16 protein-coding genes, 1 tRNA gene and 3 pseudogenes are annotated in these 16,444 nt (G+C 38.8%); 13 read left to right on the plus strand and 7 right to left on the minus strand.

The window, feature by feature from the left end:
* Positions 1-12: 12 nt before the first annotated feature.
* The 3 genes and pseudogenes from hemA to S3O_RS0108675 form a co-directional block, all read left to right on the plus strand.
* Positions 13-843 (plus strand): annotated as a pseudogene (gene hemA, locus S3O_RS15930) (glutamyl-tRNA reductase); the annotation flags it as partial.
* A gap of 97 nt (positions 844-940) precedes the next feature.
* Positions 941-1,153, plus strand: a complete 213-nt coding sequence (locus S3O_RS0108670) for a hypothetical protein (protein WP_029463752.1) — start codon at positions 941-943, stop codon at positions 1,151-1,153.
* 47 nt (positions 1,154-1,200) lie between these two features.
* Positions 1,201-2,169, plus strand: a complete 969-nt coding sequence (locus S3O_RS0108675) for a hypothetical protein (protein WP_029463753.1) — start codon at positions 1,201-1,203, stop codon at positions 2,167-2,169.
* A 475-nt stretch (positions 2,170-2,644) separates the two neighbouring features.
* Here the strand turns inward: S3O_RS0108675 and S3O_RS0108680 are convergent.
* Both S3O_RS0108680 and fis read right to left on the minus strand, forming a co-directional pair.
* A tRNA-Met gene (locus S3O_RS0108680) sits at positions 2,645-2,721 on the minus strand.
* 332 nt (positions 2,722-3,053) lie between these two features.
* The gene (gene fis, locus S3O_RS0108685; protein ID WP_050816889.1) at positions 3,054-3,344 is read right to left on the minus strand and encodes a DNA-binding transcriptional regulator Fis; all 291 of its coding nucleotides are present in this window, start codon (positions 3,342-3,344) and stop codon (positions 3,054-3,056) included.
* Positions 3,345-3,660: 316 nt separating this feature from the next.
* Between fis and S3O_RS12445 the strand changes: the two genes are divergently transcribed.
* Genes S3O_RS12445 through S3O_RS15935 form a run of 3 tightly spaced genes read left to right on the plus strand, consistent with a single transcriptional unit; the run spans position 3,661 to position 5,476 of the window.
* Positions 3,661-4,146 carry a protein-disulfide reductase DsbD N-terminal domain-containing protein gene (locus S3O_RS12445; protein ID WP_010598713.1) on the plus strand — a complete coding sequence of 162 codons (486 nt, stop codon included), beginning with the start codon at positions 3,661-3,663 and terminating at the stop codon, positions 4,144-4,146.
* Positions 4,110-5,243, plus strand: a complete 1,134-nt coding sequence (locus tag S3O_RS14580; RefSeq protein WP_192805930.1) for a cytochrome c biogenesis protein CcdA — start codon at positions 4,110-4,112, stop codon at positions 5,241-5,243. Before S3O_RS12445 ends, S3O_RS14580 begins: the two co-directional genes overlap by 37 nt.
* A gap of 38 nt (positions 5,244-5,281) precedes the next feature.
* Positions 5,282-5,476: a hypothetical protein gene (locus S3O_RS15935; RefSeq protein WP_050816883.1), complete on the plus strand. Its 195-nt coding sequence runs from the start codon at positions 5,282-5,284 to the stop codon at positions 5,474-5,476.
* Positions 5,477-5,611: 135 nt separating this feature from the next.
* On the opposite strand, the gene S3O_RS0108695 is transcribed toward S3O_RS15935, so the two are convergent.
* The 4 genes and pseudogenes from S3O_RS0108695 to S3O_RS0108710 all read right to left on the minus strand — a co-directional run bounded on the left by S3O_RS0108695 (position 5,612) and on the right by S3O_RS0108710 (position 9,394).
* On the minus strand, positions 5,612-6,487 hold the full coding sequence (locus S3O_RS0108695; protein ID WP_010598714.1) for a DMT family transporter: 876 nt from the start codon (positions 6,485-6,487) through the stop codon (positions 5,612-5,614).
* Positions 6,488-6,489: 2 nt separating this feature from the next.
* Positions 6,490-8,694: pseudogene (gene parC, locus S3O_RS14585) on the minus strand (DNA topoisomerase IV subunit A).
* 98 nt (positions 8,695-8,792) lie between these two features.
* Positions 8,793-9,188, minus strand: coding sequence for an acyloxyacyl hydrolase (locus S3O_RS12460; protein WP_010598719.1), 396 nt, complete (start codon positions 9,186-9,188; stop codon positions 8,793-8,795).
* Positions 9,152-9,394, minus strand: a complete 243-nt coding sequence (locus S3O_RS0108710) for a hypothetical protein (protein ID WP_010598720.1) — start codon at positions 9,392-9,394, stop codon at positions 9,152-9,154. Before S3O_RS0108710 ends, S3O_RS12460 begins: the two co-directional genes overlap by 37 nt.
* A 324-nt stretch (positions 9,395-9,718) precedes the next feature.
* Here S3O_RS0108710 and rpmE point away from each other — a divergent pair, with 324 nt between their 5' ends.
* The 6 genes from rpmE (at position 9,719) to S3O_RS0108745 (ending at position 14,789) form a co-directional block, all read left to right on the plus strand.
* Positions 9,719-9,973 (plus strand): 50S ribosomal protein L31, encoded by a 255-nt coding sequence (rpmE, locus tag S3O_RS0108715; protein WP_010598721.1) that lies wholly within the window; start codon positions 9,719-9,721, stop codon positions 9,971-9,973.
* A gap of 112 nt (positions 9,974-10,085) precedes the next feature.
* On the plus strand, positions 10,086-11,324 hold the full coding sequence (locus S3O_RS14590; RefSeq protein ID WP_010598722.1) for an MFS transporter: 1,239 nt from the start codon (positions 10,086-10,088) through the stop codon (positions 11,322-11,324).
* A gap of 279 nt (positions 11,325-11,603) precedes the next feature.
* A complete protein-coding gene (locus S3O_RS0108725) occupies positions 11,604-11,861 on the plus strand; it encodes a hypothetical protein (RefSeq protein WP_010598723.1) in 258 nt (85 codons plus the stop codon).
* Between the two features lie 63 nt (positions 11,862-11,924).
* Positions 11,925-12,209: a hypothetical protein gene (locus tag S3O_RS0108730; RefSeq protein WP_010598724.1), complete on the plus strand. Its 285-nt coding sequence runs from the start codon at positions 11,925-11,927 to the stop codon at positions 12,207-12,209.
* A gap of 899 nt (positions 12,210-13,108) precedes the next feature.
* Positions 13,109-13,420: a hypothetical protein gene (locus tag S3O_RS0108740; protein ID WP_010598726.1), complete on the plus strand. Its 312-nt coding sequence runs from the start codon at positions 13,109-13,111 to the stop codon at positions 13,418-13,420.
* A 52-nt stretch (positions 13,421-13,472) separates the two neighbouring features.
* The gene (locus tag S3O_RS0108745) at positions 13,473-14,789 is read left to right on the plus strand and encodes a hypothetical protein (RefSeq protein WP_010598727.1); all 1,317 of its coding nucleotides are present in this window, start codon (positions 13,473-13,475) and stop codon (positions 14,787-14,789) included.
* Between the two features lie 323 nt (positions 14,790-15,112).
* Here S3O_RS0108745 and S3O_RS14595 read toward each other — a convergent pair.
* Positions 15,113-16,225, minus strand: a pseudogene (locus tag S3O_RS14595) (pyridoxal phosphate-dependent aminotransferase).
* Positions 16,226-16,281: 56 nt separating this feature from the next.
* Here S3O_RS14595 and S3O_RS17510 point away from each other — a divergent pair.
* Positions 16,282-16,440 (plus strand): hypothetical protein, encoded by a 159-nt coding sequence (locus tag S3O_RS17510; protein WP_156792849.1) that lies wholly within the window; start codon positions 16,282-16,284, stop codon positions 16,438-16,440.
* Positions 16,441-16,444: the final 4 nt, after the last annotated feature.

The following is a 16,444-nucleotide window of genomic DNA, read 5'->3' on the forward strand; positions in this document are numbered from 1 at the left end:
CGACCACTTTTAAACTACTTACTCAAAACCACGAAACAGATTCGTCAACAAACTGAAATTAATGCTCATCCTGTTTCATTGGGTTTTGCGGTGGTGCACGCGGCCAAACAAATTTTTGCACGCCTGGCCGAAACACGCGTTTTATTAATTGGTGCGGGGGAAACCATTACTTTAGTCGCTAAACATCTTGTCTCTCAAGGGATACAGCATTTCTATGTCGCCAATCGAACACCTGAGCACGCTAAAAAACTAGTTCAAACGATTGGTGCGCAATTGATTTCGCTTGAACAAATTAACGAGCACATTCCCTATGTCGATATAGTGATTTCAGCGACAGCGAGTACTTCTCTCTTAATTACAAAACAAGTACTTGCAAGCACTTTAAAAAAACGACGACGGCGCCCCTTGTTTATCGCGGATCTTGCGGTGCCTAGTGATATTGAACCGGCCGTCAATCAACTCGAAGACGTTTATCTTTCTAGATTAGATGATTTCCAGTATTGGATTCAAAAAAATCAGGCTTCACGCCGCACCGCGGCCATCGCGGCCGAAGCGTTTATTACTGAAAAAGTAGCGGATTACCGGCGTTTAGAAAAAAATAAAGAAGCTTCGTTGCTTATAAAAGCTTACCGCCAACAAGCGAAACAGGATTCCGAACAAGAGCTTAATCAGGCTTTTTCTTTACTTAAAAAAGGATTTCCAGCAGAAGAAGTCCTCAAACGTTTTAGTTATCGGCTGACTAATAAATTACTTCATATTCCAAGTGTTGCGTTGCGTAATGCAACTTTATCGGATCAAAAGGAAACGCTGCATGCGATGACCGAACTTTTAGAAAAAAAGTAAAGGTTATGAAATGCCCGTGCTTTTTTAGCTTAGAGCTAAGTTATTTTTTGATAAAATTAAAAGTATCCATCAAAAGGGAAACAATAGCTTTTATGCCTTGCAAAGCACAGATAAGCCGGTAGAAAGTATTATTAACGATTATCCTGAAATAGCGAATAAACTAAAGATGTATATCGTTGTTCACTTACCTTTAAAAAATGAAACCATTACCATTGGAAATGGAAATTATAATGTTCTCTATAATAATCCGTATTATATTGGAAACGGTGGTGAAAATATTTTTCGTATCACTTCTGGTATGAAATTTTAGATAAGGGTCATTTACCTATTCCTGAGATCATCCTGTACGATGTTGATGTGGGAAATTTAATTAATACCTTAGATTTAACGGAAATAAGGACGCAACTTGAAAAAGATTTAGAGTTGAAAATTGAAGCACAAATACATTCATCAGATCATGATCTCTTAATAAATTTATTCTCGACTGAGCAAGCAGAATATACATTCGTAACTGTTCGCTTGAAGGATGCTTGGCGAACTCATTGGTATAAAAGGTTACATATTATTTTAAATCATGTGACCATGGAATTAAAAGGCTTAGATTTAAAACCATTACCATTACAATTTAGCCGGGATAAGGAAATTATAGTTATTTTTCCTGAAGATATAGAAGAAGAAAACGAATTAATGATTGATAAAAAATCTGGAAATTATCATTTTGCACGTTCAGGAAATAATTTAGTGATTACAAATGCCTTCGATCAGAATATCACAATGCGTGCACAGCGTTTTACATTATTATTAATTCAGTTTTATGAAATACTGAAAATAGAAACTTTACCTATAAGATTTATAGATAAAGAGATCTTTATAAACAGTGAAATACAAAGAATAATAAATGCCCCGCTGTTAGAAGAAAAAATCGCTGAGTATAAACAAGCAGGTTACCGTGTATTATTGAATCGTACGACAAAATTTCAGCGAAATCGTCGTTTTTTTTCTCGAGAAAAAGAAAATATCTCAAATTTAGCAATAAGCTTGTTTAGCCCAATTGGTCAGATTGTAGGCTGGGTAAAAGAACAGGGCCGTCAGTTTCTCTCCAGAGTAATCCCGGGAGGGTATCAAAGTTCTCCAGAAGCCCCCACGCCAATTTATAAACAGCTAATATTAGAACATTTACAACACACTAAAAGCGATGGAGATAAAAAGCATAATAGAAGTTTTGTTCGAGACGACAATTATAACAACTGGATAGGCAGTCTATATTTACTGAAGTATGTATTACATTATCTAGGTTGGAGTTCTTTCATGCATGAATCGAATTAATCAGGTGAAACGTAGGCGAGCTTACCCGCATACTGATATTGATTCATTGGATCTACTCGAGCAACGCGTAAAAAAGTGCTAGCGAGTTATGAAGTGATTGATGATCAGAATTGTAATGAGCAGGTTGTGTTGTATTCAGATGAAATGGGGGTCTAAGGTTAACTCAGATAGTTGGGTGACGACAAAGCAGGCGGATAATCGAGCGATATTTTTTTCACAATCCTCCGCGCAGAATGATTCACGGATGCTTGTTTCACGAGCAGCTTGCCCATTGATCAGGGAAAACTAAATAGTCGGTGAAAGTTGGATTGTGTCTATAGTCGTCTAGTAATCGTTTTTTCGTGGCGAGTGAATTGTGTTGAATAAAGAAATCACTCAACATATAGCAAGGTAAAAATTTGGATACTTGGAGTGTATGGGTTTTAAACAAGCGGGAAGAGAGTTTTGTATAAGTATTTGATTTAATAATATTTTTTGGTGGCTATGGGTGGGCTCGAACCACCGACCCCAGCATTATGAGTGCTGTGCTCTAACCTGCTGAGCTACATAGCCAAAGAGGCGCCTATTGTGCGCAAGGTCAGGCAAGTCTGTCAAGTTTAAAACCAATAAAAAACCACCTGGAGTGGTTTTTTATATAAAAAAGTTGTCATTCAGGTGAACCTATGGCGCACAAAAAATAGCTCATTGTTCATAAGCTACACCATGCATATGAGTGGAAACACCAGAATAATTTATTCTGACAGCGTAACACCGAATCTTTCCTTATTATTACAATTTTAGTTAAAGGCCATGAGGCCATTTTTTGGTAGAGAAGCAAAAAATCATAAATTTTTTGTTGTTGTTTTTGATGAATAAGAAAAGAGCTGAACAGAGTATAGCGTTAATTACGCGAGATCATATTGTTTTAGTTTTTTACGTAAAGTCCCCCGACTAATACCAAGCAAAAGAGCGGCTTTTGTTTGATTTCCACGAGTTTGTTGTAAAACAACATCTAATAAGGGTGATTCGACTTCAGCGAGGACCAGCTCATAAAGATTGCAGGGTAAAGTTCCTTCTAGTTGTGAAAAATAATTTTCGAGTGCTTGCTCTACACAGGTTCTCAAGGGTTGCTGCGGCATACCCGTGCTGGGGACCTGGATAGGAAGAACGGGAAGTTGATCGAGTGTATTTTGCATATCCATTATCCTTTGATTCTTGACTAGGTCAGAGGAGCTCCCATGATATATGAGGGGGGCTTTGGCGCTCAACCTAGACTTTAAGAAAAGCTTGAAAAAATAGGAAGTTATCTAATAATAATTATTATCAATTTAGATTATAATTTATATTATAATAGCGCTATTTTATCGATTTAAGGGTAAAATAACGATATTTAAATAATAAAAAGCATTCATTCGACCTAAATTAGGGCAGGGAAAGGTACAGTTCCTCCTAAAAACATGTTAGGCTCGGAACCATAGAGTAAAGATTCAACTTGTTTCTGAGACAAGTTCAATGAAAGAGGAGGGCTATGTTTTGTTTTCTTATCAAAAAGTAAGCAAATTTTGGTTTGCAAAGAGTGCATCAACCTTAAAAACAGGCAGTAAGTGGTTGGGACTCCTCTTGTGTTTGACATCGCTGGTTTCACCGAGCGATGCAAAAAACCCCTTGCCAGTTGATCAAGTTTTTCAAGTTGTGGTCAAGCCATTAAGTTCGGAAAGTGTCGAGGCGCGGTGGGCGATTAAACCGGGTTATTATCTGTACCGTGATAAAATTCATTTTCAGAGCAAACAGGCAAAAATTAAAGCGGTGGTTCTGCCGAAGGGGTTAGCAAAACATAATCGATTTTTAGGCGATTATCAGGTTTATCAAAATCACGTAACCGCGGTTATTAAGTTTACAAAATCTATTCCAGCTCATTTACCACTGACTATAGAGTATCAAGGATGTGCTGCGGCGGGATTTTGCTACCCACCTGTGAAAAAACGATCCAAGTGGTGACATCTGTCCCTAAAAAGCAGAATAAGATCGCTTCCCCATCCTCTCCTCCAGTGAAAGCCGCGCTCGTGGCGGCTGCGCCGACTTCCGCCGCTGCAGTGGCGAATCCAAAAATGGTTTCTCCAACCCCCCTCACTTCACCATCGGACACCACTAAAAAAACAGCACATCAACAATTAACAGAAGATATGAGTGGTGAACAAAGCAAGGCGATGAAGCTCTTAGCTGGAAATAATCTTGGTTTAATTTTAATCGGTTTTTTTGGTTTTGGTTTGTTATTATCTTTTACCCCCTGTGTCTTACCCTTGATCCCGATTTTATCAGCTATTATTTTAGGTCAAAAGCAACTCAATACAACCAAAGCCTTTACTTTGTCTCTCACCTATGTGTTGGCTATGGCCTTGACCTATGCGCTTGCAGGAGTCTTTGCAGGGTTAGCCGGGAGTTACTTACAAGCTTTTCTACAAAACCCTTGGGTGATTAGCGTGGTGAGCTTATTATTTGTCCTGCTCGCTTTTTCGCTATTTGGATTATACGACTTACGATTACCGACCCGTTGGCATGACAAATTAACTGAATTGACGAATCGCCAAAAAGGAGGCAATTATTTGGGTGTTGCACTGATGGGAGCACTCTCAACCTTGGTTATTTCGCCTTGTATTACGGCACCATTGGTGGGCGTGCTCACTTATATCGGTAATTCGGGTAGCCCAGTTTTAGGTGGTTTTTCCTTATTCATATTAGGACTCGGTTCAGGGGTTCCTTTGTTAATTATCGGAACGTCTGCTGGCAAATGGTTACCAAAATCAGGTCGATGGATGAATTGGGTTAAAATTGTGTTAGGTGTCATGATGTTAATGATGGCCGCCTGGCTATTGTTGCGTGTGATTCCTGTTAATGCAAAATCGTTTCATCTGACAAAATCGGCACAAACGACTTCTACCGATTCAGGTATACAGGTTGAAGCGATTAAAAGCATTCCTGGATTGAATCAGGCGTTACTCAAGGCGAAGCAGAAAAACAAGTTGGTTATGTTAGATTTTTATGCGGACTGGTGTTTGTCCTGTAAAGAAATGGAGCATATCGTCTTTCCTATGTAAAGCGTTTTCTTTCGCGTTTTATTGTCTTACGTGTTGATGTGACCACCAATGATGGATCCAGTAAGGCGATTGAAAAACGATTTAATGTGATTGCTCCACCTACATTTATATTTTTAAATCCAGAAGGACAAGAAATTCATAATACTCGTATTGTTGGGCAAATGGGGCCTCAAGCGTTTGCGGCGCATTTAAAGCGTGTTTTAGCGGCGAAGCGTGTGCATTCACCTAAATAATAAGCGACACAGAACTTTTTCTCGAAAATAAATGGCTGTGCACGGGGAAAGGGAGAAATATTTGAGTGACGATCAAGCCAAAAGCAGGTTAATTGGTGCATCGAGAGCGAGGCCATTGTAGAAAAATAATACTACCTAAAATGATGAGGATACCCGAACCCCTTCTGTCCATTGGGGGATGCGATGAAAGAAAAGAAAGTCCCAGAAAAGTGCCATAATTGGGACGAGATACATCACCGCACTCGCACGGACAGCATCCCATTCGCGAATCAAATATAGGTAAATTAGCCAGCCGAGGGCTGTCGAAAAAATACCTAAGTAAAGAGCGGAAATAGCAATAATAGGATGCTGGGTAAAAATAGTCGAGCTGGGCCAAGATTCAAAAAAAAGAGTCAGTAAAAGAACAAAAATAAAACTTGCCCAATGCTGATGGTAGATGTTGGTATAAACGTCTAATTTGAATGTAGTGTCACGCAGTAAATGTTGCGCAAGTAAACTACCTATGGCGTAACTGATAGCCATGAGTAAAATCGCAATCAGGCCTAAAACATCCGGTTGTAAGCCTTGTGTATCCAGCATCGGTCCAAAAATAACCGCTGTGCCAATCAGTCCCATGATTAATCCCACGCATTTGAGTGGCGAGATATCGCGTGTTTTTGGTGAAAATAAACCGAGCATAAAGGCCCAAAGGGGTACTGTTCCATTTAAGATACCGGCAAGACCGGGTGCAATGTGTTTTTCACCCCAAAATAACAAACTAAAAGGAATCCCTTGTGAAAATAAACCGGTTACCCAAAGTCGCCAACGTAGTGAGAAAGGAGCGTGTACAGGCTTACGTAAAAAGATAAGTAGGCCAATTAAAAAAAGTAAGGCAATCCCGATACGAAACATGGCCGATAATAAAGGAGGAATCCAAAGGACCATGGCCTTAATTGCGACAAAAGAACCACTCCAAAAAATAGCTAATAATAAAAAGAGTAGGTAAGTTGATTTTTGAATGGAGCAGTCCATAATTAATCCGTATCAACTGCGAGTTGATCGATGCGTTGTAAACCGCGAGGTAACTTATGACCTCGTTGTCCACGCTTTCCTTTATAGTTTTTTTAAGTCAGCGGCTTTCAGAGTGAGGCGACGTTTCCCTGCGCGTAACTCAAGCGTACTGTTTTGATGAGCTAAAAATAACCAGATCGACAACATATTCTTCACGAGTGGCTAACTGTTTGCTAGGAATTTGGATAATTTTATTGCCTTTGCCTCGAGGTAATTTAGGTAGTTCTTTTGCGGCAATGATTAATAAATAACCGGTATTCGTGACCACGGCAATTTGATTGTTCTCTAAATCGGTAATGGAGCGAACCGGTAAGACTTGACTGGATTCGGGGCATTTTAACAGTGTTTTTCCACTACGATTTTTTGAGTACAGTGCATTCAGTTCGGTAATAAATCCATAGCCGGCATCCGAAGCGACTAAAACCAGTTGTTCTGATTCACCGGTGACCATTGTGATGAACTGCGTACCCACCGGTGGATTAAAACGGCTAGTGAGTGGCTCACCACTCCCACGTGCGGAGGGTAATGTATGAATGGGCGTCGAATAACTGCGACCTGATCAATAAAAGCCACTAATTGACGACTATCTCCTTTAGCAACACTTTTTAACGAATCACCTGTTTTAAAGTTTAAGCCTCCCACATCAAAGTCATGTCCTTTTGCGGCACGGATCCAACCGCGGGTTGACAAAATCAGAGTCATGGCCTCCGCTGGGATCATTTCTACTTTCTGAAAAGCTTGCGCCGCTTGGCGAACAACTAAGGGTGATTGTCGTTCATCACCGAATTGTTCGGCATCTTTTTTAAGCTCAGTTCGCAGCAGTTGTTTTAATTGAGTTTTTGAACCGAGAATTTTTTGTAGTTGATCGCGCTCTTTGCTTAAATGCTTTTGTTCGGTGCGAATTTTAATTTCTTCTAATTTGGCTAATTGACGTAAGCGAATTTCTAAAATGGCTTCTGCTTGGGTGAGGCTCAGTGGGTAGCGGCGTATTAATTCGTCTTTGGGGGCGTCGGCTTCACGAATTAAGGCAATGACTTCGTCAATATGAAGATAAACGATCAGAAAACCTTCCAGTAAATGGAGGCGCGCTAAAATTTTTTCTAAACGAAAACCTAACCGTTTACGGACGGTTTCTTCACGGTAGGCCAGCCATTCTTGTAAAATAGTCGCTAAGTTCTTCACCTGAGGTCGGCCATCTAAACCAATCATGTTCAGATTGACACGATAGCTGCGTTCCAAATCGGTCGTTGCAAATAAATGATCCATCAGAGCCGGAATATCGACTTGACTGGAGCGCGGAACAATCACCAAACTGTCGGTTGTTCATGATCGGATTCATCACGGAGATCCTCAATCAGGGGTAATTTTTTTTCTCGAATTTGTTCAGCAATTTGTTCAATAATTTTTGCACCCGAAACCTGATAAGGCAGGGCTGTAATAATAATTTGTCGCTTTTCTTGATGATAAACGGCGCGAACTTGAATACTGCCTTTGCCTGTTTGATACATCGTTTCAATGTCTGCACGAGGCGTGATAATTTCTGCCGCCGTTGGAAAATCAGGTCCTTGTATAAACTGACAGAGATCGGATAGGGAGATGGTCGAGTAAGTGAATACAGGCAGAGGCCACTTCACGAAGATTATGTGGCGGAATATCCGTGGCCATACCCACAGCGATGCCGCTGGCGCCGTTGAGTAAGATATTGGGTAGACGTGCCGGTAATAAGCGTGGCTCTTCTAAAGTGGCATCAAAATTCGGCGCCCATTCAACCGTACCAACAGAGTTTGCGCATAAGGCGTCAAGCGAGATTCCGTATAACGCATGGCTGCAAAAGATTTCGGATCATCTTGTGAGCCCCAGTTGCCTTGCCCATCAATCAATGGATAACGATATGAAAAAGATTGCGCCATCAGAACCATCGCTTCATAACAGGCGGATTCGCCATGAGGATGAAATTTACCTAAGACATCCCCCACCGTGCGCGCGGATTTTTTATACATGGCATAGATGATGCGACGTTGCACCGGTTTGAGTCCATCGCCAAGGTGTGGCAAAGCCCGATCTAAAATTACGTACATGGAATAGTCTAAGTACGCTTTTTCAGCAAAACGATGTAAGGGCTGATATTCTGTGCTAGCAGTCACTCGAGCTATTTTTGCTTTAACCATAACAACGTGGCCTCTCCAATAGATTTATGCAGTATAAAAGGCCTGTTCAATTTTACAATACTTCCATGGTACAGTTTATTTTCTTGTTGTACTAAATATTATCCCCATTGCATCGTTAGGCTAAAAAAATGTTTGATGTCTATCCCTTGATTTGGCGGGTAGAGACCGGCATTTGAATAGTGAATGTAGTGATAACTGATCAGCCAATGCTGATTTTTATCTAAAGGGAACCCAATGCCAATTTGATCTTGAAAGGCAAAACGTCCTCCAAGGTGACGATGTCCCAATACAGATTGTTCTAAAAAACTGGGCCCAATACCCAGTTCAATAAAGGGTGTGAAGAAGGAGTTTCCTTTAAACTGAAGCTTTAAAACAGGAGAAAGCGCAAAGATATGAATCGACTGTGGGTGATCGATGTACCTGGATCTGCTGGATTTGACGTGCCAGTGTGCAAAGCTTAAATCCCAATAGGGTTGTAAGGATAAATAAGGCAAAGAAAGGGAAAGCCAAGTTCCTTTTGTAAGGCAAATCGTTGTCCTTGAAGGCGATTAGGTTCTCCGTAGCCATAACCAATACGTATCCCCATGTCTCCCAATGAAGCGTGTGCCATTTCACAAAAACCAGCAAAGAGCAGCAGTCCCCCCGACAACAAGGTGGGCTGGACGATAAAAGTACTCTTTTTAAACGGTCTCGTTTTCATAACCGATGGACGAAATATTATTATTCAGCGCTTTATTTTTCTGAGGGACTTTGATTAGCGCGGTTCTTCATACAAACATCCTTTTTTGTTTAGAGGGCCATTTTTTATGTAAATTTGTTAAATCATAGGTAGGGAAGATAACATAAAATGGAAAATGATTCTCACCTGAGCAAACCTAAAAAAGTAGGCAAAAAGCCTACTTTTTTCTCTTTATTCAGCCTCTTTGACGGACTGTTGCAAAAGAAACTTCCAGACGAAATTTTTTTTTAAGATTTGTTCTGTTATAATGCGCGCCTAATTTCTTTACAGGGGATATAAAAACGTATGAAGCCCAATATTCATCCGGCCTATCAGTTAATTACCGTAACATGTAGCTGTGGTAATCACTTCGAGACGCGTTCAACACTCAGTGACTCTTCACTTTCTATTGAAGTTTGTGCCAAATGCCATCCTTTTTACACTGGGAAACAGAAAATTGTTGATACCAGTGGGCGTGTTGATAAGTTCAAACAAAAGTATGGAAATCGCTCCGCAAAAATAACATCTGATAAATCTAGCGATACTGCTGAAGCTGCCTAGTTTTTAATGCCTCGGGCTAGGCTTCGTCATTATAGAGATACTTTTCTACAAGTATCTTATTTTTGCACACACTTAGCCAATTCTACTAATTATTACAACGGCGGGGAGATTTATGCCTAAAGAACGTGTTCGCTTGTTTCCTTGGTTAGTATGTGGTTTAGGAGCACTTTTTTACTGTTATGAATATTTTTTGCGGATCTTGCCCAGTGTGATGAGCGAAGATCTTCTAAAAATATTTAGTATCAGTGGTGTTGCATTCGGTCATCTGGTGGCTTTTTACTACTACGCCTATACTCCAATGCAGTTGCCCGTTGGGATTATGATGGATCGCTTTGGGCCACGAAAATTATTGGTCTTTGCTTCTTGTGTTTGTGCGATTGGGACCTACTTATTTGCCCATCATCATCTTCCTACGGCGCAAGCGGGTCGGTTTTTAGTAGGGCTTGGTTCGGCCTTTGCGTTTGTTGGAGTATTAAAATTAGCTTCCCTCTGGTTCCCGCCCTCACGCTTTGCTTTTATTGCAGGGATGGCCACTTCATTGGGCATGTTTGGCGCAATGATTGGTGATATTACGCTTTCAAAGCTGGTTCATGTTTTGGGCTCGAGTGCGACGCTTGATTGGGCAGCCACCGTTGGTTTAGTGTTAACCTTGCTGATGTGGTTGATTATTCCAGAAACCAAAACGATTAAAACGAAAGCGGCTGCGGCATCGAGTCAGCTCAACTATCGTGAGTTTTCCTTGGCGGTTTTTAAACTTTGTAAAAACCCACAAATGTGGATCGTCGGTCTTATTGGAAGTCTCCTCTATCTTTCGCTTTCTGGATTTGCTGAAGTGTGGGGTATTCCTTATTTAATTCGCGCCTATGGTCTGTCTAATCAAGCAGCGGCTTGGGATATCTCTTTTGTTTTCTTAGGCTGGGCAATTGGGAGCCCACTCGTCGGTTGGATTTCAGATAAAATCGGTAATCGGCGTTGCCCGATTATTATTGGTGCATTGTTCGGCGCGGTGTTATTTACAATAATTATTTACTGTCCACAAATTGTCCGTGCGCAATTACCCTTTTTACTGTTTATTTTTGGAGTCTGTAGTTCTGCTCAGATTATTGTTTTTCCGATTGCCCGTGAAATTAATGTGCCGGCTTTAGCTGGGACTGCGATTGCGGTGATCAATTCTTTAGTAATGTTTAGTGGTGTTTTTATCTCAGCCTTTGATAGGCAAGGCACTGGATGTCTTAACAGGAATCCCTGTGAAAGGCAATTTAATGGCATTCTCGGTAGAAAGCTTTCAATACGCGTTGAGTGTCATTCCAGTCGCCTTTATTTTTGCTGCAATATTAACTCTGTTTGTTAAAGAGACACGTGGTGAAGTGATCAAATCCAGTTCATCAGAAATGATGAAAAAATAATTCAAATATTTTTTCATAAAAAAGGCACCTTGCGGTGCCTTTTTTATTTTAGCGCTTTAAACACTTTTAACGCTTCGTAGTGCTTGATTTGTGGGTAGTGAACGCATCAGTAAGCATCAATGATTTAACCTACTTTACTTGATTCAAATCGAGGCAAATCAATTAGCTTTGGCAGTTATGTTGATCATAATAATCCAGATTCTATCAATAACGCCGTCAATGAAGTGATTAAAAAATATGAAGAAAATAATCAAAAAACAATAAAATGTAATTTATATGGCGATGAGTTTATTGATCAATTTAGAGTAGTAACTCTTACAAAAATACAACAGTGTTCCCAACAAGCAGAGGAAGAACAAAAACAAGTTTATGAAAAAGAAAATTCAAAATTAAATATATTCCAATTAAATAAAAAATCAGCTTTAAAAAATATAAAAAAATTGAAAATTAAAAAAATTCAAGCGGAGAGTCAAGTAAAGTAGGCTTGTATTCTCAAGATTGGAGAATTAGCAAAACAACATGGACCAGAAAATATTCTCCTGTATTTGAATCTTCTCTTAAATACCTCAATTGAATTATATGAAGAAGATTTACCCGAAGAAAAGTTAGGTTATTTTATTCGTCAGCAGAAAGTTGGACTGGTAGAGGAATCAAGTAAGATAATAAAAAAAGAATTAAATTTTAATTCAAATAGAGGAAAAGGAGATGAATACAAACTTTTAGAGAAAAAATGCGATCGTTTAAGTGGATGTTCTTTTTGGGAGGCACCGTTTCCTGTATCAAAAGAAGATGATTTGTTAGTTGAAAAATCATTTGAAACAAGCAGATAAAGAGTCCCTATGTCTAAATATAGTTGTTCATCAAGATAATATTAATAAATCAGGATAAGCCGTAATCAGAGTTAATATTTTTAACTAAATGATAATAAAAATAACGATACCTTACTCAGTATAAATATTAGTTAAAATAATGAATAAAAAATATTAGTAGAGTCTCGAAGTTATTTTTTGTTAAAATAAGTGGTAAGTGATTTGCGGAGTATTGAAATGAACTCATTAGAAAAGTTAATCGTACAAATCACAGGGTGTAATATACCAACAATTGGTTTTTTATTAAAGGGATTTTAACGAATACTCATTTGACGGACATCAGATAAGTATTCGCAAACAGGGATGGCTAATGGAATAATGAGTAAGGAATCGATGAGTGTTTTTTTTAAAAAATATAAGCTTATCTACACAAAGCATAAATCAAGCGGGTTTTTTATCAAATATTGTACAGCGTGTAGAAAGCTATTTAGAACGTTTAAATCGAATCTTGCTCTTAGAGAATTCGCCTAAAGAACGCTACAGTCAACTATTCGTATTTTTTAAAAAAAAATATGTTGATTGTATGTTGTGTAATTAGTTTTTGTTTCATCTTGTCGTTACCTCATATGACACTGAGCCGAAATCGATCGGTTACTCTGATACGGTTTGGTTCCTTTTCCAAAGTGCTTTATAAGAGTGCGCTTGATGATAAAAAAAAGAAAAATATGCGAGAAAATATCAACAAAAAATATTAATAGATCTTGATCAAGAACTCAGTCGAGTGAAAACGTATTGGATAGTTGAACATCGCAAATAACGTATCATACCCTATTTTATTTTTTATATAAGTGATTTTTTCAATACGATGCAAGTGATAGTCGATAATAAGCTAAGCGAATTAAATAAGAAGGATATTGGCTATGACTCCTTTTTTTCTGTTTGAACGAGCTGTTTATTCGTTAAAAAAAATGGGTTGTTTCCGATTAACGGACGAGAAATTGGGTTACTACCAATTGAAAGACTTACAAAGTTTATTGATAAAAATTCCCAAGAAAGCAGAGTTTATGTTATCAAAGGTTGTTATTATTCTTTATGAGGCGGATCAAATCGCTTGGTTTGATTACAAAGATAAACAGACGCCCCCCACGTTCCCAACACAACAGACTTTCTTAAAGTCAGATGTAATAAAATATCCGTTTTTTGAAGAAAGACAACGTAAATTAGAAAGATGAGTTATTACATTTACTAGTCAATTATGGGTGGGAAAAAATAATATTATGCAATGTGTTTTTTGTTTGGCGTTGTAAAAAAGTAGCCTTAAGTGAACAATTTATGAGCCAACTGTTTGCACAGCTAGAAAAAAAACAAAGAAAGGTCAAAACGTTAGTCTTGACAGGGTCTTTATGTGTCAATATACAACCCTTCATCCAGTATATCACTTATAACGATCAGTTAGAGGTTCTTCACTATGAAATCGCAGGTCCAGTGATACGGGAGTTTTATAAATGGTTAGACGATGGGCATGCACACCCGACTTTAAAAAAAATTATTTTAGGCCATAGTCATTTAGATTACGAAGCGTATCAAATAATTAATCATTTTCTTGATCATTATTATTATATTGAAAAAATTGACATCGAAAAGCCGCAAAATCAAAATTTGTATTCTATATGGCAAAAGCTTAAGCAACGTTTAACACTATCGCCTGTTGATCGTTTTAAAGCTGAAAAATTAAATCAAGCCAGTTTATTACAGTTAGCTGAATATTTCTTATACTCCAAAAAAATAAGTCCTTTAGATAAATTATTACGAAGTTCTAAAAAGAACGCGACTTCATCGCATGAAGATATAAAAAATAATGAAGTTGATGAACAGTGGCCACTTATGTATCAAAATTATCGTCATTATTTTAAAGCACAAGACTGGTCAGGTAAAATTGGCATTACGGATAAAGTAGAGGGTCAATCTTCTCTTACGGTCGGTGCTTATTTACTTTATAGGATGGCATTAACAAAAGAGGCGTGGGGAACTGAATTTTTATTAGAACGAGGCGCTAATCCATTTGAAAAAGTGAATGGGCAATCTTTAATAGCAAGACTTTTGGAAGAGAAAAACACAAGTCAGTGGAGTACGATGATTCTAAAACATATTACTCAAAGTACATGCGCTCTGTCGGTTTGTCTTGCTCAAAAAAATGATTTATGGATACTTTATTTAAGACTTTATGCGTTAGAGGAACATTTAATTTATTATTTTGGTTTATTGTATCAACGAATTCACTATCATTTCCTTACCCGAGTTTTCACAGGCCTTTTTTTTTGTTTAGACACAAGAAAAGAGGAAATCGCTGAGGCGTTTCAAGTGTTAGCCACCTTAATTGAAATCAGTGATCCACAAAAGGAGATGAGTGAAGCGTCACTTTATCTTTTACAAGAGTGCGTAAAACAATGGGTGGAACGTGCTAGCCAAGCAAAACGTGGCTTGCGGGGTCGTTCTATCTTAAATGATGGGATTAAAATTTTAGGTTTTAAATTAGAGAAAAGTATTATCAAAATACGTTTTTTGGCAAAAAAAAAGGAAATATCCCCAATTACAAGATAAAGACCAAGAAAATGATCAGCTAGAAACAAACGAGATGATTCGCCTCAATTTTTTTGTATGAAGATGCCTATCCTTCCTTTAAAAAGGAGAATCGCGTGGATAAATTAAGAATATCGTATGCTTATCGGGAGTTATTTTGTTTAATAGAAAAATAAACCGACGCATAACATGCTTAGATTCTTCCCAACATGGTTATGTGGCAAAAATCTAAGAGAGTATAACGTTTACTGAATTTTTTTTAAAGCTCAGTATGATGAATTGATCACTTATGCAGGTCGGCCAACGCATCCTTTAATTGTGTAAGCGCTTGTTTTAAGGTGGCTTCATCTAAGGCAAAAGAAAGCCGTAAATGAACCGTGGCTAAATTCGCTTTTATTGAGTAAATAATCAGCGAGTACGTAATCACTTGCAAAAGGAGTCGATTGACCGATCCACTTTGGAAACGCCGGAAAACAGTAAAACGCACCCATCGGTGGCAAGCAGGTGACACCTAGGAGATCGTTTAAACCTTGAGCGAAGAAGCGTTGTCGTTTTTCATAAATGGTATTCATCTCTTGAACACACTGTTGATCACCTTCAAAAGCGGCTTGTGCCGCAACTTGAGCAATCGAATTAGGATTAGAGGTACTTTGTGATTGAATATTTGCCATCGCTTGGATGAGTGCTGCTGGACCGGCCGCAAAACCAATCCGCCATCCGGTCATCGCATAGGCTTTAGAACAACCATTAATCAGGATGGTTCGTTCATAAAGCGTCGGGCAAACATTAATAATGTTTTACGAAAAAGGATGAGGTCCCCAATAAATATGTTCGTAGATATCATCACTCATTACCCATACATGAGGGTGTTGCTGTAAGACTTCGCCTAATGCAACCAGTTCTTCGCGTGTATAGACCATTCCAGTAGGATTCGAAGGGCTGTTTAAAATTAAGAGGCGTGTTTTTGGGGTAATCGCGGCTGCCAATTGTGAGGCCGTGATTTTTAATTGTTGTGCAAGATGTGTCTCAATAAAAACGGGGCGTGCTTCCGCTAAAAGCGCCATATCCGGATAAGACACCCAATAGGGCGCAGGGATAATCACCTCATCGCCTGGATTAAGCAGCGCTTGCATCAGATTGTAAATACTTTGTTTTGCGCCACTTGAAACAACAACTTGTTCTGGCACATAGGTTAATTGATTTTCACGATATAGTTTTTGAACAATTGCTTGTTTTAGGCTCGGTAAACCATCGACAGCGGTATAGCGAGTTTTATTCTGATCTAAGGCTTGATGCGCGGCTTGCTTAATAAAATCAGGCGTGTTGAAATCGGGCTCACCGACAGTAAGATTAATAATGGGTCTTCCCGCTGCTTTCAAGCGATTGGCTTGCGCGGAGAGCTGTAAGGTCGGGGAAGGTTTTATCTGCATGACACGATCAGAGAGTAGGGTTTTCATAAAATTGCGCTATTGTTAGAAAAAAATATTCGAATCCCAAACAGGGGATATTATCCGTGAGAGCTTCTATCGAAGGCAAGCCTTGTTTTACACCTAAGGGGCATGGCTTTAAAGAAGTGGCCGGTGGTGTGACGAGTTTTGTCGTGCCGTACAAAAATTGGTCAGAATGGATGTATTTTAATTTTATTAATTTGGTGACGAAAGAAGGATATTAGGCTT

This window comes from Rickettsiella massiliensis 20B, from assembly GCF_000257395.1.
Lineage (GTDB): Bacteria > Pseudomonadota > Gammaproteobacteria > Diplorickettsiales > Diplorickettsiaceae > Diplorickettsia > Diplorickettsia massiliensis.

Coding starts and splice junctions, on each gene's coding strand:
- fis (WP_050816889.1), bottom strand. CDS start 3,344: ATGCAAAATACACTCGATCAACTTCCCGTTCTTCCTATCCAGGTCCCC.
- S3O_RS12445 (WP_010598713.1), top strand. CDS start 3,661: ATGAAAGAGGAGGGCTATGTTTTGTTTTCTTATCAAAAAGTAAGCAAA.
- S3O_RS0108695 (WP_010598714.1), bottom strand. CDS start 6,487: ATGGACTGCTCCATTCAAAAATCAACTTACCTACTCTTTTTATTATTA.
- S3O_RS0108710 (WP_010598720.1), bottom strand. CDS start 9,394: ATGAAAACGAGACCGTTTAAAAAGAGTACTTTTATCGTCCAGCCCACC.
- rpmE (WP_010598721.1), top strand. CDS start 9,719: ATGAAGCCCAATATTCATCCGGCCTATCAGTTAATTACCGTAACATGT.
- S3O_RS14590 (WP_010598722.1), top strand. CDS start 10,086: ATGCCTAAAGAACGTGTTCGCTTGTTTCCTTGGTTAGTATGTGGTTTA.
- S3O_RS0108740 (WP_010598726.1), top strand. CDS start 13,109: ATGACTCCTTTTTTTCTGTTTGAACGAGCTGTTTATTCGTTAAAAAAA.